This is a genomic window from Streptosporangium sp. NPDC050855 (assembly GCF_044456585.1).
GTDB lineage: Bacteria > Actinomycetota > Actinomycetes > Streptosporangiales > Streptosporangiaceae > Streptosporangium > Streptosporangium longisporum.
In genome coordinates this window covers 221,221-245,209 of the sequence record NZ_JBITFY010000008.1, presented here as the reverse complement: position 1 = coordinate 245,209, position 23,989 = coordinate 221,221, and the positions used below count along the sequence as shown (strand labels likewise).

Below are 23,989 nucleotides of genomic sequence, written 5' to 3'. Positions count from 1 at the left end.
GAGGACCCGTGCTCTGGGTAGCGATCATCGGGCTGGTCATGACAGCCGTCGCGGTCGCGCTTGCCGCGCGCCGCGTGTTGTTCCTGTACCGGCTCGCCACCGTCGGGCCACCCGCGCCCGAACGCGTCGAGTACGCCAGGAACCACCTCGGGGAGGAGATCAAGGCCCAGCTCGTCGAGGTCTTCGGCCAGCGCAAGCTGCTGAAGTGGACGGCGCCCGGCGCCGCGCACTTCTTCGTGATGTGGGCGTTCTTCATCCTGGCGACCGTCTACCTGGAGGCCTACGGCGCGCTGATCCAGGGCGCGATCACCGGCACCCCGGACTTCCACATCCCGCTGGTGGGGACGTGGCCGGTGCTGGGCTTCCTGCAGGACTTCATCGCGGTCGCGGCCCTGTGCGGCCTGATCGCCTTCGCGGTCATCAGGATCAGGAACTCGCCCAAGAGGCTGGGCCGCAGGTCGCGCTTCTCCGGCTCGCACCTGGGCGGTGCCTGGCTCGTCCTGTTCATGATCTTCAACGTGATCTGGACGATGTTCCTCTTCCGCGGCGCCGCGGCCAACACCGGCAACCTCCCCTACGCCTCGGGGGCGTTCGCCTCCGAGGCGACGGCCGCCCTGCTGCGGCCGCTGGGCGCCTCGGCCAACGAGACGATCGAGCACGTCGGCCTGCTGCTGCACATCGGCGTGATGCTGGTCTTCCTGGTCATCGTGGTGAACTCCAAGCACCTGCACATCTTCACCGCGCCGCTGAACGTGGCCTTCTCCCGGCGCCCGAACGGCAACGGCCCGGCCCAGCCGCTGCGGATCGACGGCAAGGTCGTGGACTTCGAGGACGAGGAGCTCGACGGTGACCGGCTCGGCCGGGGCAAGATCGAGGACACCCCGTGGAAGGGCTTCCTCGACTTCTACACCTGCACCGAGTGCGGCCGCTGCCAGGACCAGTGCCCGGCCTGGAACACCGACAAGCCGCTCTCGCCGAAGATGCTCATCCTCCAGCAGCGCGACCACGCCTTCAAGGTCGCGCCGTACCTGTCGGCCACCCAGGAGCAGCGCGCCGACCTGCACGAGGACGTGCTGGCCCTGCTGGACAAGCCGCTGGTCGGCGAGGACGGCGTCATCCACCCCGACGTGCTGTGGTCCTGCACCAACTGCGGAGCCTGCGTCGAGCAGTGCCCGGTCGACATCGAGCACATCGACCACATCCTGGACATGCGCCGCTACCAGGCGATGGTGGAGTCGAACTTCCCCTCCGAGGCCGGCGTCATGGTCAGGAACCTGGAGAACAAGGGCAACCCCTGGGGGATGGCCGAGACCAAGCGGGCCGACTGGATCGAGGAGCTCGCCGGGCGCGAGGTCGATCCCATCGAGGTCACCCTGGTCGACGAGAAGCTGGACGAGGACGTCGAGTACCTGTTCTGGGTCGGCTGCGCCGGTGCCCTGGAGGACCGGGCCAAGAAGACCACCAAGGCGGTCGCGGAGCTGCTGCACGTCGCCGGGGTGAGGTTCGCGGTGCTCGGCCCGATGGAGGCCTGCAGCGGGGACCCTGCCCGGCGCCTGGGCATGGAGTACCTGTTCGACATGCTGGCCAAGCAGAACATCGAGACGCTGAACGAGGTGGGGGCCAAGAAGATCGTCGCGACCTGCCCGCACTGCTTCAACACCCTGGCCAACGAGTACCCGCAGCTCGGCGGGACCTACGAGGTCGTGCACCACACCCAGCTGCTGGCGAGGCTGGTGGACGAGGGCAGGCTGGTGCCGGTCACCCCGATCGAGGAGAAGATCACCTACCACGACCCGTGCTTCCTGGGCCGCCACAACAAGGTGTACTCCCAGCCGCGCGACATCATGGCCAAGGTGCCCGGGGTGCGGACCCAGGAGATGCACCGCCACAAGGACCGGGGTTTCTGCTGCGGCGCGGGCGGCGCGCGGATGTGGATGGAGGAGCGGCTGGGCAAGCGCATCAACACCGAGCGGGTGGACGAGGCGCTGACCACCGAGCCCGACACGATCTCCACGGCGTGCCCGTTCTGCCTGGTGATGCTCGGCGACTCGATCAACGAGAAGAAGAACACCGGCGAGGCCAAGGAGACGCTGGAGGTCGTCGACGTCTCCCAGCTGCTGATCAAGTCGATCAAGGGCCAGCCCGTCGAGGCGTCCTGACCGTCCCTGTGATGTCAGATACGAGCCATTTCAACGGTTCGTATCTGACATTTGGTCAAGTGTCCTGGAAAAGAGGGGAAGGTCCAAAAACCTTTCTCCACATAACGGGAAAATCACGGTAGCCTCAACGTCGCGTGGCTCATTCAACGGGGAGGGGGCTCGACGATGCCCGTCGTCGTCAGCGATGCCGAGGTTACCCTGGCCGACGTTCTCTCACTTCGGCTGGCCGTCGACGAACCGCTGGCCGAAGGCGCCGAGCTGGTCCTGCGCAACCGGGCCACCCTGGCCGAGAGCCGGGTGCCGCTGGGCGGACCGGGGGCCGAGGTGCGCGACGCCGCGCTCGCGGTCTCGCTCGCGCCGCTGGACCTCGGCCCCGGCCGCTGGGACACCTATCTGCAGCAGGGCTCCTCGCGCACCCGCCTGCGCAGCGTCGACCCCGGTTTCTCCCTCGACCACCTGGAGGCGTACGCGCTGAGCCGGCGCACGCTGGCCTACCGCGCGTACCGGACCCGTAACGGTTTCCTGGCGCTGAAGATCGACGACGCCCGGCCGACGGCCGAGGTCAGGTCGGTCTGGTTCCGGGAGGGCCGCTTCGAGGTGACCGGGCTGCTGGCCTTCACCGGGCTGGAGGACGACGAGTCCCGGCACGACGCCCGGCTCACCCTGCACCGCAGCCGGCCCGACGCCGAGCTGACGTCGGTTGCAACGGTCCAGGGGGTCCGCTTCCACGCCGCGCTCTCGCTCTGCGACGTGATCGCCGCCGCACCCGGCCAGACCGGCACCTGGGAGCCCTCCCTGCGGGTGCGCGGCGTCTCCACCCCGCTCCGGCTGGGTTCCCGGCTGGACGACGTCGACGGCAAACGCCGGCGGCTGCACTACCCGGCGGCGCAGATCGACGGGGTGCCGATCCGTCCCTGCTACACCGCCGACGACGAACTGCGGATCGAGGTCGGCGGGTGAGGATCTGCCTGCTCGTCCCCTCCGCGTACGGGATGCGCGGTGACGTCCGCTCGATCGTCAACCTCGCGGGGGAGCTGGCAGAACGTCACGACGTGGAGATCATCAGCGTCCGCCGCCACCGGGAGAGGCCGTTCTTCCCGGTGGCGTCCGGCGTCGAGCTGTCCTGGGTGGTCGACGGCAGGCCCGGGGTGAGGCATCTGCTCCCGGGGGGCCGGATGCGCGCCGAGGTCGCCCTGTGGCGACGACTGCGGGGCCTGAGGGCCGACGTGATCGTCAGCACCCGTCCCGGGCTGAGCGTCCAGGTCGCCCGGCACGCGCCGCGCTCCCTGCTGCGCGTCGCCCGTGAGTGGGGACGTCCACCCGTACCCGGTCCGATCAAGAGGTTCTACCCGCGCCTGGACGCGGTGGTGACCTCCACGGAGACGGCCAGGCAGGAGTGGGACGGGCTGCTGGCCGGGACCGTCCCGGTCACCGCGATCCCGGACGCGCTGCCCGCGGGGCCGTGGCCGCGCTCGCGGATGGACAACCGCATCGTCGCCGCGGGCGGGCGCCTGGTCCCGGTCAAGGCCCACGACCGGCTGATCCGGGCGTTCGCCGCCGTCGCCGGCAAGCGCCCCGACTGGCGGCTGCGCCTGTACGGCGGAGGGCCCGAGGAGAAGCGGCTGCGCGCCCTGGTCGGGGACCTGGACCTGCACAACCACGTGTACTTCATGGGCACGACCTCCGACCTGACCGGTGAGTTCGCCAAGGCCTCGATCGTGGCGACCACCTCCAGGACCGAGGTGCTCGGCATGACCGTGATCGAGGCGATGGCCAGCGGGGTGCCGGTGATCGCGTTCGACAGCCCGCGCGGGCCGGGGGAGTTCGTGACCGACGGCCGCAGCGGCGTGCTGGTCGCCGAGGGGGAGGGTGAGATCGAGGCGTACGCCTCGGCGCTGCTGACCCTCATCGACGACGAGCGGCGGCGCAGGACGCTCTCCGCGGGCGCCCTGGAGGCCGCGACGACGTACGGGGCGCCCTCGGTGGCGGAGCGGTGGGAGAAACTGTTCGCGGCCACTTCCCGCCCCGCCTGACGCGGGTACCGTTGGGACATGCATGGGTACAGCGGTGACAAGCAGGCGTACCTGACCCGCCTGCGGCGTATCGAGGGGCAGATCAGGGGCCTTCAGCGGATGGTCGAGGAGGACGCCTACTGCATCGACGTGCTGACCCAGGTCTCGGCCGCCACCCGGGCGCTCCAGGCGGTGGCGCTCGGACTCCTGGAGGACCACATCGGGCACTGCGTCACCGGAGCGATCGAGGCGGGAGGGCCGGAGGCCCAGGAGAAGGTGAAGGAGGCCTCGGCCGCGATCGCCCGGCTCGTCCGTTCGTGACTAGTCACAGGACTATCTTTTCCGACCGCGTCCCGGACCCCGTTGAAGGGTCCGGGACCAGGTCTCGGAAACCGTTCCTGCCGTGGCCTCAGCAGACAGCCGAGGCGCTCAACCCGAGCGCGTTGTCGAGCTCCACCAAGGTGAGGGGCCGTTCGCTGATCGCGACGGCGGACAGCACCTCGGCATAGAGCGCGATCTCGTCCAACGCGACACGGTCGTGGACCCTAGAGTCCAGGTCGTCGTGCCCCACCGCGTCGTCCTTCCTTCCGCAGCCCACACCCACTTCGAGGTTACGGCGGGCGGTCATCGGTGCCCATGGCCCATCGGGACCATTCCTCGCCCCGCCCGATGCGTCCTCAAGGAGGATCATTTCCCGATTACGAGATCACAATTCAGCCAATTGTCTGATGCATACGGGGCGAGAAGGATATAGGGGCAGTAAGGATAAAATAACTATATTTGTGGTTTAAGCCTACGGGCGCGTGTCAGAAGTGACGGGGATGGGTTCCCGAGGCTCCCGGGACGGGGTCGTCCCGCTCGTGCGTCAGCCGGTGCACCACGGCCGAGGCCGTCGCGAACCCGCGCTCCGGTACCTGGGTGCCGGTGAGACGGCACCAGGCGAGCCCGGTGGCGTAGGCGGCGCCGAGCAGGGCCGCGGCGGTGGACCGGTCCGGCGGGTGCAGCGCCGACGGCAGCTCCCCCGAGCGCGGCCAGCACCCCCGCAGCGGATGTGAGGCGTCGGTGAGCACCACGTGCAGGATGTGCCGCAGCTCCGGGTCCAGCCACGGGTAGAGCCCGTCGGCCGCCCGTGGGGCACAGGCCGCCAGGTCCGCGGCGAGCAGCGAGGCGGCCACCGCCCGGGGATCGGCCCCCATCGGCGCGACGAAGCCCAGCGTCCCGACCAGGTCGTAGATCATGTGCTGGAGGTGCTCGCCGGGGAGGGCGTCGGGCAGCGTCACATGGGACGGGCAGCGCGCCAGCCACGCGTCCCGCACCGCCTCGTCGCCGTGGTGGGCCAGGACGGGGTCCTGGCAGGCCCGCCGGAGCAGCGGCTGGAGCATGCACAGCAGGGCGTCCGCCCGCGGGCCGAACCGCCGGTCGCCACGGACGGAGGCCGCGGTGTCGGCCATCAGCGCGACCAGCCGCAGGCCCGCCTCGGGATGGGCGGCCCTGACCCGCTCGCCGTAGAGCGCGACCAGATCGTCCAGCGGGGTCGGCGGCAGCCAGCGGACCCACTCGTCGCCCGGGAGCGGGCGGGCCAGGAACTCCCCGAACATCGACAGCAGCACCTCGTTGCCGTCGAAGGCCGGGGCGTAGGCGCACCACATGAGCGTGCCCCAGATCGCCGCGACGGGACTGGCCACCTCCGGCGCGAACAGCCCGGTGAACGGCACGGTGAGCGGGAAGTCCTCCCGGCGCCTGCCGCGCTGGGCGATCACCAGCTCGCGGACCCGCTCGGTGATCTCGTACGGCACGTCGGGGCCGACGAAGCCCTGGACCGACCCGCGGTCCACGGTGAAGTCGAGGCCGGTGGGGATCAGGTGCGGCAGGATCGCCGAGGAGGACCGCGACCGGTGCGCCGCCGCGCGGAAGCCCCGGTCGGCCGGGGGCGCGGTCAGGTACCAGCGGCCGTCGACGGGGTCCTGGCGGTACCAGCGGGCGTGCGCGCCGAACAGCCAGCGTCCGCCGTCGGGGGTGGACAGCGTGCGCTCCGCCAGGGCCTGGGCGCGCGCGAACGGCGGCAGCCCGGCCCACCGGGGATCGGTCACCATGATCCGCACGTCGTTCTCCACGGCGTCGAACCCGTCCCACTGCCACATGCCGGTCATGGGCGTTCCGGGGCGGGCCCCGGCCTCGGCCGCGGGCGGGACGCCCCTGCCTCCCTTCGGTCAGGTGGTCTGCGGTCCCGCGATCCCCCGAGCGGGCCTGCACCGATCGTACGACCCGGCCCGGCCGCCGGACGGAACCGCCCGAGAGGGGGGGCGGAGCCAGGCCGGTGAGGGGCGGGCGGGGTCAGGCCTGAGGCAGGGGGACGGCGGCCCGGTGGCGGGCGGCCTTGTCGACGTAGCGGGCCGCCGTCTCGGCGAACAGGGCGCGGTCGTCGTCGGTGAGGTCGCGGACGACCCTCGCCGGCACGCCCGCGACCAGCACCCCCGCCGCGATCCGCTTGCCGGGCGGGACCACGGTGCCCGCCGCGACCAGCGTCCCCGCGCCGATCCTGGCGCCGCCCAGCACGATCGCGCCGATGCCCACGAGGGCGCCGGTCTCCACGTACGCCCCGTGCACCATGGCCCTGTGCCCCAGGCTCACCCGGGGCTCCAGCACCGCGGGCTCGCCCGGGTCGGAGTGCAGGCAGCACAGGTCCTGGACGTTGCACTCCTCGCCGACCTCGACGTCCTCGTCCTCGCCGCGGAGCACCGAGCCGTACCAGACGCTGGCGGCCCGGCCGAGCCGGACCCTGCCGACGACCACCGCCCCGGGGGCGACGTAGGCGTCCGGGTGGATCAGCGGGGCGGCGTCGTCGCCGAGCGCGGCGACGTAGGGCGCAGAGGTCATGGGAGCGATGGTACGGGGGGAGGGATTTGTCCGGTGTTTCGGCGGACAGCGGAGCGTTCAGGTTGCGGACGAGGGCGTTAAGCAGGAAAGTCGTGTCCTGACGTCTCCTTTTCCGCCACACGATCTCCACGGGCAGTGCCATGACAAATCAGCACGAGAGCTTTCCCGACCTGATGCATGAGGACTCGTTCGAGGTCGTCATGCGCGGTTACAGCCGTCGCCAGGTCCACGACTACATGGACCGGCACCGCCACCAGATCCGCGAGCTCGAGCAGCGGCTCGCGCACGCCGCCGAGCAGGTCGAGCAGAGCCGGATGGAGCTGGCCGAGGCCCGCCGGAGGATCTCGGACGCCCCGCAGGGCTACGACGAGCTCGGCGAGCGGCTCAGCCAGATCCTGAAGCTGGGCGAGGAGGAGGCCGCCTCCAAGAAACAGGTCGCCGAGGCGGAGGCCGCCCGGGTCAGGGAGGAGGCCGCCACCGAGTCCGAGCGGCTGCTCACCTCCGCGCAGGAGCGGGCCGAGGGCATCCTGAACGCCGCCCAGCAGGAGGCCGAGCGCCGGGTGGCCGAGGCCACCGCCGCGGCCGAGCAGATGCTCTCCCAGGCCGGGAGCGACGCCGAGGAGACGCTGAACGCGGCCCGTGCCGAGGCCGAGGAGACGCTGCGCGGCGCCCGCGACGAGGCCGAGCGGATGGTCACCTCGGCCAGGAGCGAGGCCGAGCGGACGGTGGAGGGCGCCCGCGCCGAGGCCGAGTCCACGCTGGCCGCCGCGCACGCCGAGGCGCGGGCGGCCGTGCTGGCCGCCGACACCGAGGCGCAGTCCACGCTCTCGGCGGCCCAGCGGCGCGCCGCCGTGCTGGACGAGACCACCGGCCGCCGGGTGGTGTACCTCACCGACACCCACCACGAGGTCATGCGCCGCCTGCACGAGATGGGCGCCGTCCTGGGCGACCTGCTGCACCGCGAGGGCAGCGCCGGGCCGCTGATCGACGAGGACGCCGTGCTGCCCCCGGCCCGGGTCCAGCCCGCGCTGGCCGCTCCCGCCGCCCCGGCCGTCCCCGGTGACCAGGGCGACCAGGGCGACAGGGAGGGGACGGACGGCACCTTCGACGGCTCCGGCCGGGCCTTTGGTGAGGCCCCTGGCGAGCCCTCCGCGGACGTGGCGGCCGCGACCTCCGCCGGTCGGGTCGCCGGAGCCTCCGGCGCGGCCTCTGGTGAGCCCTCCGCGGAGACCCCGGGCGGGACCGGGGCCGACGACGGGACGGCGACCGGGCCCGGCGGCGCGGGGAAGCCGGCCGGGGACGCCGGACCCGGCGGTGACGGGCCGGGTGACGAGGGTCCCGGGAGCGCCGGGCCGGGGCGCGGGTCCGGACGGACCGGCTCCGATCACGAGGCAGGGGACGGCTCCGCCCGGACGGCCGGGAACGGCCCCGGGAACGCGGCCGGGGACGGCGACCCGGCCGACGCCTCGCCTGACTACGAGTCCGTCCGCGTGATCGTGGACGACGACCTCCCCGCCAGGGACGCGGCCCCCACCGGGGATGAGCGTTCCGGTGAGCGGCACGCCGACCCGTACGCCGACAAGGGGGCCGACGCCGCCACCGGTCCGGAAGCCGGGACGCGGACCGGGACGGAGGCCGAGACGCAGAACGAGACGCAGAACGGGACACAGAACGAGACGCAGGCCGGGACCGGGACGGGGACGGGGACCGACGGCGACGCGGGTCCTGACGCCGGCGCCGACACGGTGATCGCTCCCGCGCCCGGACGCAGGAACCAGCGGTACGCGAACCCGCGCAGGTAGCGGCTCGTCCGGAAGGGGGCCGCGGCGGGTGACCGCCGGGTCCCCGGGACGTCGAGGCGTCGGATCACCGGGTCACCGGGTCACTGAGCGGAAGCCCCCGCCCCCGATCGGGTCGGGGGCTTCCGCGATTTGGGGCCCGGCGCCGGGACCGCATCGGATCCGCTCATCCCGGCACCGGGCGGTCTTCAGGTCTCCGTCACCGGCCCTGTTCCGCCGGAACGTTCCCGTTGTTCGAGGAGCTGCTCGCGCAGCCCTTCCGGATCGTCCGCGTCGATGGTCATCGCGCAGCCGATGTCACGCTGGGCGGAGGTCAGCGGGTGGTGGCGGGTCGCCCACCACCTGCCCGCGTCGCTCCGCCAGATCGTCCAGTCGGGAAACTCCCGGGCGATCTCCGCGAGATGTCGGTCGAAAGACATCCGTGCACCTTCCCCGCGCCCAGGTTCGCCCGTTCGACGTTCCACCTTCGACGGTGAGGCAGTTCTCTAGAGAAATCAATGATCGCGGGGGACAGGTCAACCTATCGGTTGACGGACGGTCTTGATCTATGCGTCGAAGTCGTACTGAAGTACGTAAGAAGCGGCGTCCAGCACCATCTCGTTCACCTCGACCGCCGTGCCCTCGGCCGTGTAGGCGACCCGGGCGATGGCGATGACCGGGGTGCCCGCGGGCAGGTCGAGCAGGACGGTTTCGTGCGGATGGGGCATCCGTGCACGGATCTCCTCGGTGAAGTGCGCCGGAAGGTGTCCGAGCTCGCCCAGGCGCGCGTAGACGCCCCCCGCTCCGGTGTCCGGCCGGGTGATGGCGCTCCCCTCGACCAGTCCGGCGGGAAAGTGGGAGACCGAGATCTGCACCGGCCGCCCGTCCACCGAGTAGCGGCGCCTGCGGACCCACACCTCGGGACCGCCCAGGACCCGGGCCACGGCCTCCTCGGCCGTCTCCCTGTCGATCTCCACCTCGTCCACCGTGTAGGGGCGGCCCCTGGTGTCGGAGTCCCAGATGGCCTCACCGCGCCCCCAGCCGTCCCGGGAGAGCCGCCGGGAGCCGTGCCGCCTGATGGGGCGGAACTGCCTGACGTACACCCCCGACCCGCGTTTGGGGACGGCCAGTCCTTCGTTGATCAGTACGGAAAGAGCCTGTCTGGCGGTCGCACGGGCTATGCCGTGCGTGGCCATCAGGGCGTTCTCGCCCGGAAGCCGATCCCCGTCTCGGAGATCACCGGACAGGATCGCTTGGCGAAGCCCGTCGGCGATGCGCCGATAGATCGGGGGCTCGGGAGGTACCGGGGACTGCTGCACGTTCGATCACCCTCTGTCACCAACCGGGTTTGGCGTCTCCAGAGAACTTGCCCCGCCTTGTCCACGATCGCACAGATACAGAGGTTGGTAACGTGCTTCTTTTGGGAGAATCGTGCCCCTGTGGCGATCTCCACGGGTTTTCCCGGACCGTTACCGTGGAACGGTCCCGGCCGGTATCCGCACCGCCCACCATCGTCGCGTGACGAGGGCGCCCACGACGGCCCCCGCCGTGTTGACGATCACGTCGTCGACGGAGCTGACCCGCCCCAGGCTCAGGACGTACTGGAGCGTCTCCACGGTGAGGGACGCGGTCGCCGCCACCGCCGCAACGGCCCCGACCCCGGCGGGTGAGGCGAACCGCGCCGAGCGGACCGGGAGCATGGCGCCGAGCGCGGCGAGGACCAGAAGGTTGCCTCCGACCTGCACCGACGCCGTCTGTGGCGGCCCGTCGAGGACCGTCCGCAGGTCCGCGAAGGGGATCGGGCTGACACCGCCGGGACCCGGGGCGGGGGTGAGGATCATCCAGATCCAGGGGGCGGTCCCGGCCGTCGCGACCACGTCGGCCAGGGCGGTGCGGACGGGGTGGGGGTGACCCGCGCGGGCGCGGCGGAGCGCGAGAAGGCGGACGGCCACGACGGCCACCGGGACCGCGAGGAGGGTCGCCACGACGACGTCTCCCCACATCTGCCACGTCTGGTACATGAGGCGATGATGCCGGTCCGCGGGACGGTCCGGCGAACGGCGGGGGTACGGGAAGGTGACCTTCCGGCAAGGGCCCGCGGTGGCCTCCCGGGGGCTCCCGAGGGCTTCCGGTGGCCTTCCGGGGGCTTCCGGGGGCCTTGGGAGGACCTTCCGCCGGCTCCGGGAGCCCTCGAAGGTCGTTCGGGGCTCCCGGAGCCGACGGCCGTCTTCTCCGGCGGCCTTTACCGGGCCGCCTTCCCCAGGGCCGCTTTCCCCCAGCCGGCGCAGGGCCGAACGGGTGACCCAGGGCCGGGCGGTGCTTCAGGGCCGGGCGGGTGCCTCAGGGTCGGGCGGTGTTTCAAAGCCGGCGGGTGCCTCAGGGCCGGGCGGGGCGACCCAGGGCGGGCTGTGGCCTCAGGGCCGGGCGTCCGGCTCCGGGGTGGACGTCCACGATGAGTCCGGGTTCAGGTGGCGGCCGAGGAAGGCCACGGTCCGCGCCCAGGCGGCCTCCGCCGCCACGGGGTCGTGGAACCGCGGGGCCTCGTGGTTGTGGAAGGCGTGACCGGCCTGCTCGGCGACGTACATCTCGACGTTCGGCCGCCCGGCCGCGGCCTCCTCCACCGCGGCGACCTGCTCACGCGGGATGAAGGGGTCCGAACCGCCGAAGACGAGCAGGAGCGGACCGGTGATCTTCTCCATCATGCCCGTGGCCTCCGGCACGGCGGAGCCGTAGAACGACACGACCGTGCCCACCTCCATCGTGGCCGCGAGGAGGTAGCCGATCGAACCGCCCAGGCAGAACCCGACCACCGCCGACCCTTCGGCGGCCTCGGGCAGCTTCCGCAGGTGCGCCAGGGCCATCGCCGCGTCGGCCACCCCCTGGGGCATGTCGAACGCGCCGCCCATCTCCATCGACCTGGCCGTGCCGGCCTCGTCGTGCTCGGCGACCCAGTTGGGCCGCATCCGCCAGAACATGTCGGGGGCGCCGACGACGTACCCGAGCGCCGCCAGGTTCTCGGCGACCTTCCTGATGTACGGCCCGACCCCGAAGATCTCCTGGACCAGCAGGACGACCGGTCCCCGGCCGCTCGGGGGCAGCCAGAGATGCAGATCGAACGAGCCGTCGGTGACGGTGACCGTCTCGGTGCGAGCTTCCACGAGAATCCTCCTGGCGGGTCCGGAATCGTCAACGAGCAGTGAATCGCATACCCGCCGGGCGCGGACAGATGTGGGGCCCCGCCACGCGAGCCCGCGGGCCGTCAGATGGTCCTGGCCAGGGCGCGGGAGATGCCCAGGGCGGCGGCCTTGACCGCGGGGGCCAGCCGGGCCGGGTGGAAGCGGGCCAGCGGGACCGAGACCGAGAGCGCGGCCACGGCCACGCCGTCGCCGAACACCGGGGCCGCGATGCAGGCGCCGCCCGCCTGGGCCTCCTCGCGCTCGTACGCCAGTCCCGAGGCCTGGACCTGGCCGAGGGCCTCCTCCAGCCGCCGCGGGTCGACGATCGAGTGCGGGGTGAGCCGGCGCAGCGGACGGCCGAGGACCTCCTCGATCAGCTCGGGACCGGAGTAGGCCAGCAGGACCTTGCCGATGCCGGTGCAGGTCAGCGGGAGACGACCGCCGACGCGGGACGGCAGCGCGAACGCCTCCTGGCCCTGGATCTTCTCGACGTAGACCACGTCCAGGCCGTCGCGCACCCCCAGGTGGACGGTCTCGTGGGTGGCCTCGTACAGATCGTGCATGAAGGGCAGGGCCGCGTGTCTCAGGTCGCGTTCCCCGGGCACGATGCTTCCGAGCTCGAAGAGCCGGCGGCCGAGGTAGTAGCCGTCCGGGCGGCGGGTGATCGCACCGATCTCGGTCAGCTCGGTGAGGAGCCGGAAGGCGGTGGTCTTGGGCAGGTGGCAGCGCTCGGTGACGTCGCTCAGCCGCAGGGGTCCTCCCGTGGGGCGGAACGCGTCGAGGACGAGCCATGACTTCTCCAGCATGGAGAGCCGGTCGGGGTTCCGTCTCACGGAACGCATTGTTGCCTATGTGCGGCCTTCCGCTCTATACCCGTACGTAGTGACCTCATGAAAACGCGATCCCCAGGGAGCAGCCGTGTCCGACCAGGTCGACCACTTCATCGGTGGGGTGCCGGTCGCCGAGGGAGCGACGTTCACCGTGTACGACCCGGTGACCGGGTCGGCCGTCCGGGAGGTCCGGGAGGCGGATCGGGCGGTCGTCGACCGCGCGGTGACCGCGGCCCGCGCCGCCCTGACCGGGTGGGCGGCGCTGCCGGTGGCCGGGCGCGCCGCCTGGATGCGCCGCCTCGCCGACGCGATCGAGGAGCGGTTCGAGGACCTGGTGGCCGCGGAGATCGCCGACACCGGTAAGTCGGTCGCCCAGGCCCGCACCCTGGACATCCCGCGCGGCGCCGCCAACTTCCGGTCGTTCGCCGAGATCGCGGCCCAGCATCCGGAGAACGCGTTCCACCTGACGGACGTGCTGAGCTACACCGTGCGCAGGCCCCTGGGGGTGGTCGCGGTGATCGTGCCGTGGAACCTGCCGTTCCTGCTGGCGACCTGGAAGCTCGGGCCGGCGCTCGTGGCGGGCAACACCGTCGTGGTCAAGCCGTCGGAGCACACCCCCGGCTCTATGGCGGTGCTCGCCGAGATCGCCGCCTCGATCGGGCTGCCGCCGGGCGTCCTCAACGTCGTGCACGGCTTCGGAGCCGGATCGGCCGGGGAGTTCCTGGTGGAGCACCCGGGTGTGGACGCGGTCACCTTCACCGGGGAGAGCCGCACCGGATCGGCGATCATGAAGGCGGTGGCGGACCGGGTCAAGCCCGTCTCGTTCGAGCTGGGCGGCAAGAACGCCGGGCTGGTCTTCGCCGACGCCGACCTGGACGCCGCGGTCGAGGGGAGCGTGCGGTCGGTCTTCACCAACGGCGGCCAGGTGTGCCTGTGCACCGAGCGGCTCTACGTGCAGCGGCCCGTCTTCGAGGAGTTCACCGAGCGGCTGGCCCGCCGGGCCGGGCGGCTGCGGTTCGGCCGCCCCACCGACCCCGACGCCACCATGATGCCGATGATCTCCGCCGAGCACCGCGACAAGGTGCTCTCCTACTACGAGCTGGCCGCGCGCGAGGGCGCCGAGATCCGCGCCGGCGGCGGGGTGCCGACGTTCGGCGACGACCGCGACGGCGGCTACTACGTCGAGCCGACCGTGCTGACCGGCCTGCCGCACGACTCCCGGGTGAACCGGGAGGAGATCTTCGGCCCGGTCTGCCACGTCGCGCCGTTCGACACCGAGGCCGAGGCCGTTGCGCTGGCCAACGACAGCGAGTACGGCCTGGCGGCGACCGTGTGGACCTCCGGCCTGAGCCGCGCCCACCGGGTCGCGCAGTCGCTGGAGGCCGGCCTGGTCTGGGTCAACACCTGGTACCTGCGCGACCTGCGCACCCCGTTCGGGGGGGTGAAGCTGTCGGGCATCGGCCGCGAGGGCGGCACGTGTTCCCTGGACTTCTACTCCGAGCCCACCACGATCACCATCAAGCTGGAGCCCGAACATGACTGAGTGGAGCGAGGCCACCGACGTGTACGCCGAGGCGGCCGACCGGCTGCTGGAGGCGGCCCGGAGCGGCAAGCCGTGCCCCCCGGTGCGCGACATGCTCCCGGCCGGGAACGCCGAGGCCGTCGGGTACGCCGTACAGGAGGTCAACACCAGGCGGGCGCTGGAGCAGGGGCGCCGCCCAGTGGGCAGGAAGATCGGCCTGACCTCGCAGGCGGTGCGGCGCCAGCTCGGCGTGGACAGCCCGGACTACGGGATGCTCTTCGCCGACATGGCCTACCTGGACGGCCTGACCGTCCCGGTCGACCGCTTCCTGCAGCCCCGGGTGGAGGCGGAGATCGCGCTGGTCCTGGGCAGGGACCTGAAGGGCGGCCCGTTCACCGTCGCGGACGTCATCCGCGCGGTCGACTTCGTGCTGCCCGCCATCGAGATCGTCGACAGCCGCATCGCGGGCTGGGACATCACGCTCGTCGACACGGTCGCCGACAACGCCTCCAGCGGCGCGTTCGTCCTCGGCAACACCCCGGTCGGCCTGCGCGACCTGGACCTGCGCCTGGCCGGGATGACCATGAGCCGGCGCGGCCAGGAGGTCTCCACCGGCGCGGGCGCCGCCTGCATGGGGCATCCGCTGAACGCCGCGGTCTGGCTGGCCGACGCGCTGGGCCGCACGGACTTCTCGCTGGGCGCCGGGGACGTCGTGCTCACCGGAGCGCTCGGCCCGGTGGTGGACGTCGAACCCGGCGACACCTTCGAGGTGCACATCGACGGCCTGGGGTCGGTAAGGACGGTCTTCTCGTGAAAGTCGCGATCATCGGTTCCGGGAACATCGGCACCGACCTGATGTTCAAGGCCCTGCTCTCGGAGAAGGTCGAGGTGGTCGCGATGGCCGGCATCGACCCGGACTCCGACGGCCTGGCCCGCGCCCGCCGCCGCGGCCTCGCCACGACCAGCGAGGGCGTCGAGGGGCTGGTGGCGCTGCCCGTCTTCGGCGAGGTGGACGTGGTCCTCGACGCGACCTCGGCCGGGGCGCACCGGCACAACGACCGGGTGCTGCGCGCGCACGGCAAGCGGGTCGTCGACCTGACCCCGGCCGCGATCGGCCCCTACGTGGTGCCCTCGGTCAACCTGGAGGCCCACCTGGCCGAGCCGAACCTCAACATGGTCACCTGCGGGGGGCAGGCCACGATCCCGATCGTGGCGGCGGTCGCCTCGCGGACGCCCGTCCGGTACGCCGAGATCGTCGCCTCGATCGCGTCCCGGTCGGCCGGTCCGGGCACCCGGGCCAACATCGACGAGTTCACCGAGACGACCGCCCGCGCGATCGAGCGGGTCGGCGGGGCCGCCAGGGGCAAGGCGATCATCGTGCTCAACCCGGCCGAGCCGCCGCTGATCATGCGTGACACGGTCTACTGCCTGGTCGGCGACTGCGACGAGGCCGCCGTGACCGGGGCGGTGCTGGACATGGTGGAACAGGTCAGGACGTACGTGCCGGGCTACCGGCTCAAGCAGGAGGTGCAGTTCGAGGAGATCGGGGCCGGGGAGCCGCTGCCCGACGGCACCCGCGACGGCGGCGTCAAGGTGACCGTCTTCCTGGAGGTGGAGGGCGCCGCCCACTACCTGCCCGCCTACGCCGGCAACCTCGACATCATGACCTCGGCCGCACTGCGCACGGCCGAACGCCTCGCCGCCCCGGCCACCGCCGCCACCGCCGCCACCGCCGCCACCGCCGCCACCGCCCCGGCCGTCACCGCCGTCGCCCCGGCCGCCGCCTCGACGCGGGGCGCGGAGGTGGGGGCATGAGGCTGTACGTGCAGGACGTGACGCTGCGGGACGGCATGCACGCCATCCGGCACCGCTACACCGTCGGCCAGGCCGCCGCCATCGCCGCGGCCCTCGACGCCGCCGGGGTGGCGGCCATCGAGATCGCGCACGGCGACGGCCTCGCCGGGGGCGGCTTCAGCTACGGCGTGGGCGCGCACACCGACGACGAGTGGATCGAGGCGGTCGCCGGGGTCGTACGGCGGGCGAGGCTGACCACCCTGCTGCTGCCGGGCATCGGCACCGTCCGGGACCTGAGGCGCGCCCACGCCCTCGGCGTCACCTCGGTGAGGATCGCCACCCACTGCACCGAGGCCGACGTCTCGGCCCAGCACATCTCGGTCGCGCGCGAGCTCGGCATGGACGTGGCCGGGTTCCTGATGATGTCCCACCTGGCCCCCGCCGACGAGCTGGCCCGGCAGGCCGCGCTCATGGAGTCCTACGGCGCGCACTGCGTCTACGTGACCGACTCCGGCGGCAGGCTGACCATGGACGGGGTGCGCGAGCGGATCCGGGCCTACCGCTCGGTGCTGCGCCAGGAGACCGAGATCGGCATCCACGCCCACCACAACCTGGGGCTGGGCGTGGCCAACTCGGTCGTCGCGGTGGAGAACGGCGCCTGCCGGGTGGACGCCTCCCTGGCAGGGATGGGCGCGGGCGCGGGCAACTGCCCGATCGAGGCGTTCGTCGCGGTGGCCGACCTGACCGGCTGGGAGCACGGCTGCGACCTGTACGCCCTGATGGACGCGGCCGACGACCTGGTCAGGCCGCTGCAGGACCGGCCGGTCCGGGTGGACAGGGAGACGCTGACGCTCGGCTACGCCGGGGTGTACTCCAGCTTCCTGCGGCACGCCGAGGCCGCCTCGGCGCGCCACGGGGTCGACACCAGGGCCATCCTGACCGAGGCGGGCCGCCGCCGGATGGTGGGCGGCCAGGAGGACATGATCGTGGACATCGCACTCGACCTGGCCCGCTCGGCGGCCCCGGAGAGCCCGGCGTCCCCGGCGGGTCCGGTGGCTCCGGGGAGCCCGGCGGGTTCGGTGGCTCTGGGAAGCCCGGCGGGTTCGGGCGGGGCGGCCGGTCCGCGGGAACCCGCGCGTCCGGCGGACCCGGTGCTCTCCGGGCCGGGCACCCGTTCGGAGGAGAGGGCATGACCGACCTGCACCGGCTCGCGGCCGTCCTGGACGAGGCGGCCCGCACCGGCCGCGCCGTGCCCAGGCCCGAGCAGGACTACGACGTGGCCGACGCCTACCGCGTCCAGGAGGAGCTGATCCGGCTCCGCCTGGAGCGGGGCGACCGGCTCGCCGGGGTGAAGCTGGGCTTCACCAGCGAGGGCAAGCGCCGCCAGATGGGCGTGCACGACGTCATCTTCGGCCGCCTCCCCGCGTCGTCCGCCGTCGCCGACGGCTCGACCGCGGACGTGTCCGGCCTCGTCCACCCGAGGGTGGAACCGGAGATCGTCTACCTGCTGGGCCGGCGCATCGCCTCGCCCGCCGACGCGCTCGCGCCGGACGCCGTCGCGGCCGTCGCGGTCGGCGTCGAGGTCATCGACTCCCGCTACGAGGACTTCCGCTTCTCGCTGCCGGACGTGATCGCCGACAACACCTCGGCCGCCGGGTACGCCGTCGGCCCGTGGCAGCCCCACGACCCGTCCCGGTGGAACCTGGGCGTCGTCCTGGAGATCGACGACCGGGTGGTGCACGCCGGGTCGACCGGTGCGATCCTGGGGGACCCGCGCCGAGCCCTGGCCGAGGCCGCGCGCCTGGCCGCTCAGGTGGGAATGGTCCTGGAGGAGGGGTGGATCCTGCTCGCCGGAGCCGCCACGCCCGCCGAGCCGCTCCTGCCGGGCGCGCGGGTACGGGCCGAGATCCAGCACCTGGGCTCGGTCTCGTTCACCGCGAAGGAAAGGGACACACCATGAACGAAGGACTCGTCGTCCCCGGCAAGGCCGTCCCCCGGGGCCGGTTCCCGCACGTCAAGCGGGCGGGTGACTTCCTGTACGTGTCGGGCACCAGCGCGCGCAGGCCGGACGACACGATCGCCGGGGTCCGGACCGACGCGTCCGGCAAGATCACGCTCGACATCGCCGAGCAGACCCGGGCCGTGATAGAGAACATCGGCGACATCCTCAAGGCGGCCGGGGCCGACCTGAGCAACCTCGTGCAGATCACCACGTACCTGGTGAACATCGACGACTTCGGCGGCTACAACGCCGTCTACGCGGAGTACTTCGACGAGAGCGGCCCGGCCCGCACGACCGTGGCCGTCCGCGAGCTGCCGCACCCGCACCTGCTCATCGAGATTCAGGCCGTCGCCCACCGACCGGAGGATCGCCCGTGATCAGCCCCATCGACTTCACCGCATGGATCGACGAGCACGCCCACCTGCTCAAGCCCCCGGTGGGGAACAAGATGGTCTTCGAGCGCAGCGACGACTTCATCGTCATGGTCGTCGGCGGCCCGAACGCGCGGACCGACTTCCACATCGACCCGTACGAGGAGCTCTTCTACCAGATCCGCGGCAACATGCACGTCAACGTCATGACGCCGGAGGGACCGGAGACCGTGCACGTCCGCGAGGGCCAGATGTGGCTGCTCCCGGCGAACACCCCGCACTCGCCGCAGCGTCCCGAGGAGGGCTCCGTCGGCCTGGTGGTGGAGCGGATCCGGCCGGAGGGGGTGCTGGAGAGGTTCCTGTGGTACTGCCCCGAGTGCAGCGCCGTGGTCCACGAGGTGGAACTGCAGGTCCGGAACATCGTGACCGACCTGCCGCCGATCTTCCAGGCGTTCTACGACGACGAGAAGGCGCGCACCTGCGGCGGCTGCGGAGCCCTGCACCCGGGCAAGGGATAGCCGGTGATCGTCGACGTCCACACCCACCACGTCCCCGCGGGCTGGCCGGACCTCGGCTGGCCGGGGGCGCCCCGGCTGCGGATCGACTCCGAGCGGGAGGCCGTCATCCTGCTCGGCGACCGGGAGTTCCGCCGGATCGCCGACGACTGCTGGAACCCCTCGGTCCGGCTGGAGCGGATGGACGCCGACGGGGTGGACGTGCAGGTCGTCTCGCCGACCCCGGTCTTCTTCTGCTACGACCGCCCCGCGGCCGAGGCCGTACGGGTGGCGAGGATCTTCAACGACCTGGCGCTGGAGATCTGCGCGTCCGAGCGGCTGGTGCCGTTCTGCCAGGTGCCGCTCCAGGATCCCGACCTGGCCTGCGCCGAGCTGGACCGGTGCCTGGCCGCGGGTCACGCGGGCGTCGAGATCGGCAACCACGTCGGGGACCGCGACCTGGACGACGAGGGCGTCGTCCAGTTCCTGCGGCACTGCGCCGACGTGGGCGCGCCCGTCTTCGTCCACCCGTGGGACATGGCGGGCGGGCCCCGGCTGGACCGGTGGATGGCGCGTTGGCTGGTCGGCATGCCCGCCGAGACGCACCTGTCGATCCTCGCGCTGATCCTGGGCGGCGTCCTGGACCGGGTGCCGGAGACGCTGCGCCTGTGCTTCGCGCACGGCGGCGGCTCGTTCGCCTTCTGGCTCGGCCGGTTCGAGAACGCCTGGCACCGCCGCGGTGACCTGGTCGGGGTCTCGGAGTTCCCGCCGTCGCACTACCTCGACCGGTTCAGCGTGGACTCGGTGGTGTTCGACGAGCGGGCGCTGCGGCTGCTGGTGGACACCATGGGGGAGGACCGGGTCATGCTCGGCTCGGACTTCCCCTACCCGCTGGGCGAGTCCCCGGTGGGGGCGCTGGTCCGCGGCGCGGGGTTCCTGTCGGAGACCGCCCGCGCCAAGCTGCTCGGCGGCAACGCCCTCCGCTTCCTGGGCCGCTGACCCGCCGCCGAACCCACTGAGCCCACTGAACCCACTGAACCCACTGAACCCACCGGACCCCCGCCACGGGCCCACCGCGGGCCCGTCGCGGGCCCGCATGCGGGGAGTCCCACCGGTCACGGCATGATGGACCGGTCGCCAGGCGCCTACCCCGGAGATGACCCGTGGCCCTCAGTCGTGCGGAGTGCGTCGCCCTCGACGCCGCCGATCCCCTCAGCCGGTTCAGGGACGAGTTCGTCCTGCCCGACGGGACGATCTACCTCGTCGGCAACTCGCTGGGCGCCCCGCCCAGGGCGGCCGCCGCCGCGGTGGCGAGGACCGTGGAGCAGGAGTGGGGAGGCAGGCTGGTCGGGGCCTGGAACACCTCGGGCTGGTTCGACCTGCCGCTGACCACCGGTGACCGGATCGCCCCGCTGATCGGGGCGGGACCCGGTCAGGTGGCGGTGGGCGACAGCACCTCGATCGCCATCGTCAAGACCGTCTCCGCGGCACTGGGCCTGCGCCCCGGACGCCGGGTGATCGTCTCCAACCCGGCCGACTTCCCCACCGACCGCTACGTGGTCGAGGGGCTGGCGGGCGCCCTGGGCGGCTACGAGATCCGCGACGTCAGCGGCCCCGACGCGCTCCCGGCCGCGCTCTCCGACGAGGTCGCGTGCGTGCTGCTGTCGGAGGTGGACTACCGGACCGGGGCCCGCCACGACACGGAGGCGATCACCGCGCTGGTCCAGGAGTCGGGCGCGCTGATGATCTGGGACCTGTGCCACAGCGTCGGCGCGTACCAGGTGGACGTCTCGGCGGCCGACTTCGCGGTGGGCTGCACCTACAAGTACCTGAACGGCGGCCCGGGGGCCCCGGCCTTCGTCTACGTCAGCCCGCGTCACCAGGACGAGGCCCGTCACCTGCTGACCGGCTGGCACGGGCACGCGGCGCCGTTCGCCTTCGAGCCCGGCTTCCGCCCCGCCGACGGCATCCGGCGCTTCACCGTCAGCACCCCGCCGGTGATGTCCTTCGCCCCGCTCAACGCCTCGCTCGACATCTGGGAGCACGTCGACCTGGCCGCCGTGCGCGCCAAGAGCGTGGCGCTGACCTCGCTCTTCATCGAGCTGGTCGAGGAGCTCTGCGCGCCGTACGGGCTCTGGCTCGTCTCGCCCCGGGACCCGGAGCGCCGGGGCAGCCAGGTGAGCTTCGGCCACCCCGACGGCTACCCCGTCATGCGCGCCCTGATCGACCGGGGCGTCCACGGCGACTTCCGCGCACCCGACGTCCTCAGGTTCGGCTTCGCGCCGCTCTACATCCGCTTCGCCGACGTCCACGACGCGGCCGCGCTGCTGGCCGAGGTGCTGGAGAAGGAGCACTGGCGCGACGACCGGTACGGCCGGCGCCTCGCCGTCACCTGAGGACGCGGCGCCGCGGGGCTCAGCGCTCGCTCAGCTTGCGTCCCCTGTACATCGGGTGGCTGGTCTCCCAGTACCTCCAGCCCTCCACCCGCGCGGGGATGTTGGCGATGCCCGCGGCGACCCGGTGCACCCGGCAGTTGTAGACCCTGCGCCAGGCCGTGAAGGCCGTCCGGTAGCCGAAGACGCGGTACCACAGGTTGCCGTACTTGCCGTCGCTGATCTCCTGCGTGTACTCGTGGCCGGTCTCCACCACGTACTCCTCGGCGACCAGCGGGTTCAGCATGTTCCGGAACTGCCGGACCAGCTCCGCCCTGTCGACCGAGCCGACCCTCTCCCGCTCGATCTCCATCTCCGCGTAGACCCGGTGCTGGCGGTTGACCGAGGCCGTCATCGTGCCGCCCGGACCGTCGATGAACCGGGTGCGCGGCACGAAGAAGTTCCTCGGCCGCAGGTGGTGGAAGCTGAAGTAGGACTTCGGCCGGCAGACGCGCTGCGCCTCTCCCCGGACCGTGCCGGCCGGGGCCAGGCCGTCGCTGACGTACGGGTCCGGGTCGCGCGGGGCGCCCGTCACCGAGGCGGCGGCGGGCGCGGACAGGGTGACGGCCAGCGCGAGGGAAAGGAGTCCCGCCACCGGGAGTGTCACCGTCCGGTGCCCCCCGCACCGGACGCGGGGAACCGCGGTGTTCGTCTGGAGGCCGGGTGTGGACATGGGACACCGTTCCTTTCGAGGCGCGGTCCGTGGCCGCGATCGGTTCGCGGGCCGCGGGACGGCTGCTCTCTGTCGGCGCGCCGAGCGGCTCAGCGTGACACTGATGATGCTTACAGTCACGATTGATGCCTATGTGGTGCCACGCCGTGCCCCACCCCATGAAATAGGGAAAGGGCAGGTGAAAAGGCGTTTACACCGATTCCCCGCCCGCCCGGTCACCCTTTCCCCGGCGGGGGACGACCGGCAGGGTGACGAAGGAGCCGGGGAAGACGGTCTGGTGCTGGACGACCAGCTCGTCCTCGGTCGTCTCGGCCCCGGTGCGGCCGTTGCCGGGGTTGCGGTCGAAGCGCGGGAAGTTGGAGCTGGAGATCTCCACCCGGATGCGGTGCCCGGCCTTGAAGACCTGGCTGGTGGCCACCAGGTCGATCACGAACTCGGCGGGGCGGCCGGGCTCGGTACGGGCCCTGAGGATGCCGTCGATCACGCTCATCGCCCGGCCGTCGGGGTGGACGTCGACCAGCTTGGCCGTCCAGTCGGTGGAGACCGCGGAGGTCGCCGCGCGCAGCGTGACGCTGAGCGGTCCGGTCACCTCGATGTCGGCGTCCAGGACCTCGGTGGTGAAGCAGAGCACGTCGGGGCGGCGCTCCACCTCGCGCTGGTCCTGCGGGCCGACGTTGCCGGCGTCGGCGAACAGCACCGGGCCGCCGACCGTGGGGACCGGGTCGCGCGGGTCGAAGACGAACGTCAGGGGGGTGTCCCCGGCCGGGACGTCGGTCGACAGCCCGCCGTCGGGGTGCAGGTGGTAGCGGGTCCCGACCGCGCGGGCCAGGGGCCACTCCTCCTCGTCCCGCCACACGTCGTCGCCCATCACGAAGATCCTCACCGCGGGCCCGCGGTCGGCACCCCGCAGGAAGTCGAGCTGCCGCGCCTCCACCCGGGCCGCGGGGGCCGAGGCGGCGAAGCCGAAGTCGAGGGCGCCCGTGCTCGCGCCGTGCGACCACGGCCCGACGACCAGCGGCCCGCCCAGGCGGCGGTGGTTCTCCAGGGTCCCGGCGAGGAACACGTCGAACCAGCCGGCCGTGTGCATGACCGGCACCTCGATGTCCTCGTGCCGCATGGTCCCGGCCAGCTCCCGCCAGTAGTCGTCCCGCTCGGGGTGCGAGATCCACTCCTCCCACCACGGGATGCCCGGGATGTCGCGCAGCGGGAGCGTCCGCGCGGCCCGCGCGGGGGCGCCGATGACGGGCCGCAGCTCGGCGAACCCGGCCCTCACGTCCTCGCCCGCCTGGGCCGCGTGCGTCAGGGTGAGCATCGCCTGCATCGACCCCCAGTACAGCGCCGAGCCCAGCGCGAAGGCGCCGCCGTGGTACTTCAGGCCGTCGTGGAAGTCGTGCGGGGTCATGGTCGCGACCACGGCCTTCAACCCCGGCGGGCGCAGCGCCGCCGCCTGCAGCGCGCACCCCGCGAGGTACGACATCCCGTACGCCATGACCTCGCCGTTCGACCACGGCCGGGCGGTGATCCACTCGATGGTGTCGTAGCCGTCGGTGCCCTCGTCCCGCCAGGGCCGGAAGACGCCGTCGCTGCTCCCGCGCCCCCGGCAGTGCTGGAACACCACCGCGAACCCGGCCTCCAGCGCGGGGATCTTCGGCACCGCGCGGAACGAGCCCTCGCCGTACGGGGAGCGGACGAGCAGGGTCGGGAACGGGCCGCCCGAGGCCGGGCGGTGGACGTCGCCGCGCAGGATCGTGCCGTCGCGCATCCGGAACGGGGTGTCGTGCTCGGAGGCGAGCGGCAGGGGCGCGCGGTCGAGGTTCGGCATCGGGGCTCCTCGGGTGGCTCGGACGGCTCGGACGGCTCGGACGGCTC

The 23,989-nt window shown here is 72.5% G+C and carries 23 protein-coding genes and 1 pseudogene; 14 read left to right on the top strand and 10 right to left on the bottom strand.

Annotated features, from left to right (window positions below):
* The first annotated feature begins 8 nt into the window (after window positions 1-8).
* The 4 genes from ACIBCT_RS18290 to ACIBCT_RS18275 all read left to right on the top strand — a co-directional run bounded on the left by ACIBCT_RS18290 (window position 9) and on the right by ACIBCT_RS18275 (window position 4,492).
* Window positions 9-2,159: a (Fe-S)-binding protein gene (locus tag ACIBCT_RS18290; protein WP_399189885.1), complete on the top strand. Its 2,151-nt coding sequence runs from the start codon at window positions 9-11 to the stop codon at window positions 2,157-2,159.
* A 165-nt stretch (window positions 2,160-2,324) separates the two neighbouring features.
* A complete protein-coding gene (locus ACIBCT_RS18285) occupies window positions 2,325-3,119 on the top strand; it encodes a hypothetical protein (RefSeq protein WP_399189883.1) in 795 nt (264 codons plus the stop codon).
* Window positions 3,116-4,192, top strand: coding sequence for a glycosyltransferase (locus ACIBCT_RS18280; RefSeq protein ID WP_399189881.1), 1,077 nt, complete (start codon window positions 3,116-3,118; stop codon window positions 4,190-4,192). Before ACIBCT_RS18285 ends, ACIBCT_RS18280 begins: the two co-directional genes overlap by 4 nt.
* Before the next feature lie 18 nt (window positions 4,193-4,210).
* A complete protein-coding gene (locus ACIBCT_RS18275; RefSeq protein ID WP_344893025.1) occupies window positions 4,211-4,492 on the top strand; it encodes a metal-sensitive transcriptional regulator in 282 nt (93 codons plus the stop codon).
* An 88-nt stretch (window positions 4,493-4,580) separates the two neighbouring features.
* Here ACIBCT_RS18275 and ACIBCT_RS18270 read toward each other — a convergent pair whose 3' ends face one another.
* The 3 genes from ACIBCT_RS18270 to ACIBCT_RS18260 form a co-directional block, all read right to left on the bottom strand.
* Window positions 4,581-4,862: a hypothetical protein gene (locus tag ACIBCT_RS18270; protein WP_399189879.1), complete on the bottom strand. Its 282-nt coding sequence runs from the start codon at window positions 4,860-4,862 to the stop codon at window positions 4,581-4,583.
* Between the two features lie 115 nt (window positions 4,863-4,977).
* Window positions 4,978-6,321, bottom strand: coding sequence for a hypothetical protein (locus tag ACIBCT_RS18265; protein WP_399189877.1), 1,344 nt, complete (start codon window positions 6,319-6,321; stop codon window positions 4,978-4,980).
* Between the two features lie 184 nt (window positions 6,322-6,505).
* A complete protein-coding gene (locus tag ACIBCT_RS18260; protein ID WP_399189876.1) occupies window positions 6,506-7,048 on the bottom strand; it encodes a gamma carbonic anhydrase family protein in 543 nt (180 codons plus the stop codon).
* 140 nt (window positions 7,049-7,188) lie between these two features.
* Here ACIBCT_RS18260 and ACIBCT_RS18255 point away from each other — a divergent pair, with 140 nt between their 5' ends.
* On the top strand, window positions 7,189-8,850 hold the full coding sequence (locus tag ACIBCT_RS18255) for a hypothetical protein (protein WP_399189874.1): 1,662 nt from the start codon (window positions 7,189-7,191) through the stop codon (window positions 8,848-8,850).
* A 185-nt stretch (window positions 8,851-9,035) separates the two neighbouring features.
* Here ACIBCT_RS18255 and ACIBCT_RS18250 read toward each other — a convergent pair whose 3' ends face one another.
* From ACIBCT_RS18250 to ACIBCT_RS18230, 5 genes are all read right to left on the bottom strand, one after another.
* On the bottom strand, window positions 9,036-9,266 hold the full coding sequence (locus ACIBCT_RS18250; protein ID WP_399189872.1) for a hypothetical protein: 231 nt from the start codon (window positions 9,264-9,266) through the stop codon (window positions 9,036-9,038).
* Between the two features lie 126 nt (window positions 9,267-9,392).
* Window positions 9,393-10,145 carry a GntR family transcriptional regulator gene (locus tag ACIBCT_RS18245; protein ID WP_344893040.1) on the bottom strand — a complete coding sequence of 251 codons (753 nt, stop codon included), beginning with the start codon at window positions 10,143-10,145 and terminating at the stop codon, window positions 9,393-9,395.
* 150 nt (window positions 10,146-10,295) lie between these two features.
* A complete protein-coding gene (locus ACIBCT_RS18240) occupies window positions 10,296-10,847 on the bottom strand; it encodes a VanZ family protein (protein ID WP_399189870.1) in 552 nt (183 codons plus the stop codon).
* 393 nt (window positions 10,848-11,240) lie between these two features.
* On the bottom strand, window positions 11,241-11,984 hold the full coding sequence (locus tag ACIBCT_RS18235; protein ID WP_399189868.1) for a dienelactone hydrolase family protein: 744 nt from the start codon (window positions 11,982-11,984) through the stop codon (window positions 11,241-11,243).
* Between the two features lie 101 nt (window positions 11,985-12,085).
* The gene (locus ACIBCT_RS18230) at window positions 12,086-12,844 is read right to left on the bottom strand and encodes an IclR family transcriptional regulator (protein ID WP_399189866.1); all 759 of its coding nucleotides are present in this window, start codon (window positions 12,842-12,844) and stop codon (window positions 12,086-12,088) included.
* Window positions 12,845-12,920: 76 nt separating this feature from the next.
* Between ACIBCT_RS18230 and ACIBCT_RS18225 the strand changes: the two genes are divergently transcribed.
* The 9 genes and pseudogenes from ACIBCT_RS18225 to kynU all read left to right on the top strand — a co-directional run bounded on the left by ACIBCT_RS18225 (window position 12,921) and on the right by kynU (window position 21,411).
* Window positions 12,921-14,375, top strand: coding sequence for a 2-hydroxymuconic semialdehyde dehydrogenase (locus tag ACIBCT_RS18225; RefSeq protein WP_399189864.1), 1,455 nt, complete (start codon window positions 12,921-12,923; stop codon window positions 14,373-14,375).
* Window positions 14,368-15,168, top strand: a complete 801-nt coding sequence (locus tag ACIBCT_RS18220) for a 2-keto-4-pentenoate hydratase (RefSeq protein ID WP_399189863.1) — start codon at window positions 14,368-14,370, stop codon at window positions 15,166-15,168. Before ACIBCT_RS18225 ends, ACIBCT_RS18220 begins: the two co-directional genes overlap by 8 nt.
* Window positions 15,165-16,055: pseudogene (locus ACIBCT_RS18215) on the top strand (acetaldehyde dehydrogenase (acetylating)); the annotation flags it as partial. The gene ACIBCT_RS18220 and the pseudogene ACIBCT_RS18215, both read left to right, overlap by 4 nt.
* A gap of 110 nt (window positions 16,056-16,165) precedes the next feature.
* Complete coding sequence (gene dmpG, locus ACIBCT_RS18210; RefSeq protein WP_399189861.1) at window positions 16,166-17,341, top strand: 4-hydroxy-2-oxovalerate aldolase; 1,176 nt, start codon at window positions 16,166-16,168, stop codon at window positions 17,339-17,341.
* A complete protein-coding gene (locus tag ACIBCT_RS18205) occupies window positions 17,338-18,108 on the top strand; it encodes a 2-keto-4-pentenoate hydratase (RefSeq protein ID WP_399189859.1) in 771 nt (256 codons plus the stop codon). The genes dmpG and ACIBCT_RS18205 overlap by 4 nt, the downstream gene beginning before the upstream one ends.
* On the top strand, window positions 18,105-18,527 hold the full coding sequence (locus ACIBCT_RS18200; RefSeq protein WP_399189857.1) for a RidA family protein: 423 nt from the start codon (window positions 18,105-18,107) through the stop codon (window positions 18,525-18,527). Before ACIBCT_RS18205 ends, ACIBCT_RS18200 begins: the two co-directional genes overlap by 4 nt.
* Window positions 18,524-19,039 carry a 3-hydroxyanthranilate 3,4-dioxygenase gene (locus ACIBCT_RS18195; RefSeq protein ID WP_399189855.1) on the top strand — a complete coding sequence of 172 codons (516 nt, stop codon included), beginning with the start codon at window positions 18,524-18,526 and terminating at the stop codon, window positions 19,037-19,039. The genes ACIBCT_RS18200 and ACIBCT_RS18195 overlap by 4 nt, the downstream gene beginning before the upstream one ends.
* Before the next feature lie 3 nt (window positions 19,040-19,042).
* Window positions 19,043-20,014 carry an amidohydrolase family protein gene (locus ACIBCT_RS18190; protein ID WP_399189853.1) on the top strand — a complete coding sequence of 324 codons (972 nt, stop codon included), beginning with the start codon at window positions 19,043-19,045 and terminating at the stop codon, window positions 20,012-20,014.
* A gap of 164 nt (window positions 20,015-20,178) precedes the next feature.
* Window positions 20,179-21,411 carry a kynureninase gene (gene kynU, locus ACIBCT_RS18185; protein WP_399189851.1) on the top strand — a complete coding sequence of 411 codons (1,233 nt, stop codon included), beginning with the start codon at window positions 20,179-20,181 and terminating at the stop codon, window positions 21,409-21,411.
* 19 nt (window positions 21,412-21,430) lie between these two features.
* Here kynU and ACIBCT_RS18180 read toward each other — a convergent pair whose 3' ends face one another.
* A complete protein-coding gene (locus ACIBCT_RS18180; protein ID WP_399189848.1) occupies window positions 21,431-22,042 on the bottom strand; it encodes a hypothetical protein in 612 nt (203 codons plus the stop codon).
* Between the two features lie 268 nt (window positions 22,043-22,310).
* Window positions 22,311-23,942, bottom strand: a complete 1,632-nt coding sequence (locus tag ACIBCT_RS18175) for a CocE/NonD family hydrolase (protein ID WP_399189846.1) — start codon at window positions 23,940-23,942, stop codon at window positions 22,311-22,313.
* Window positions 23,943-23,989: the final 47 nt, after the last annotated feature.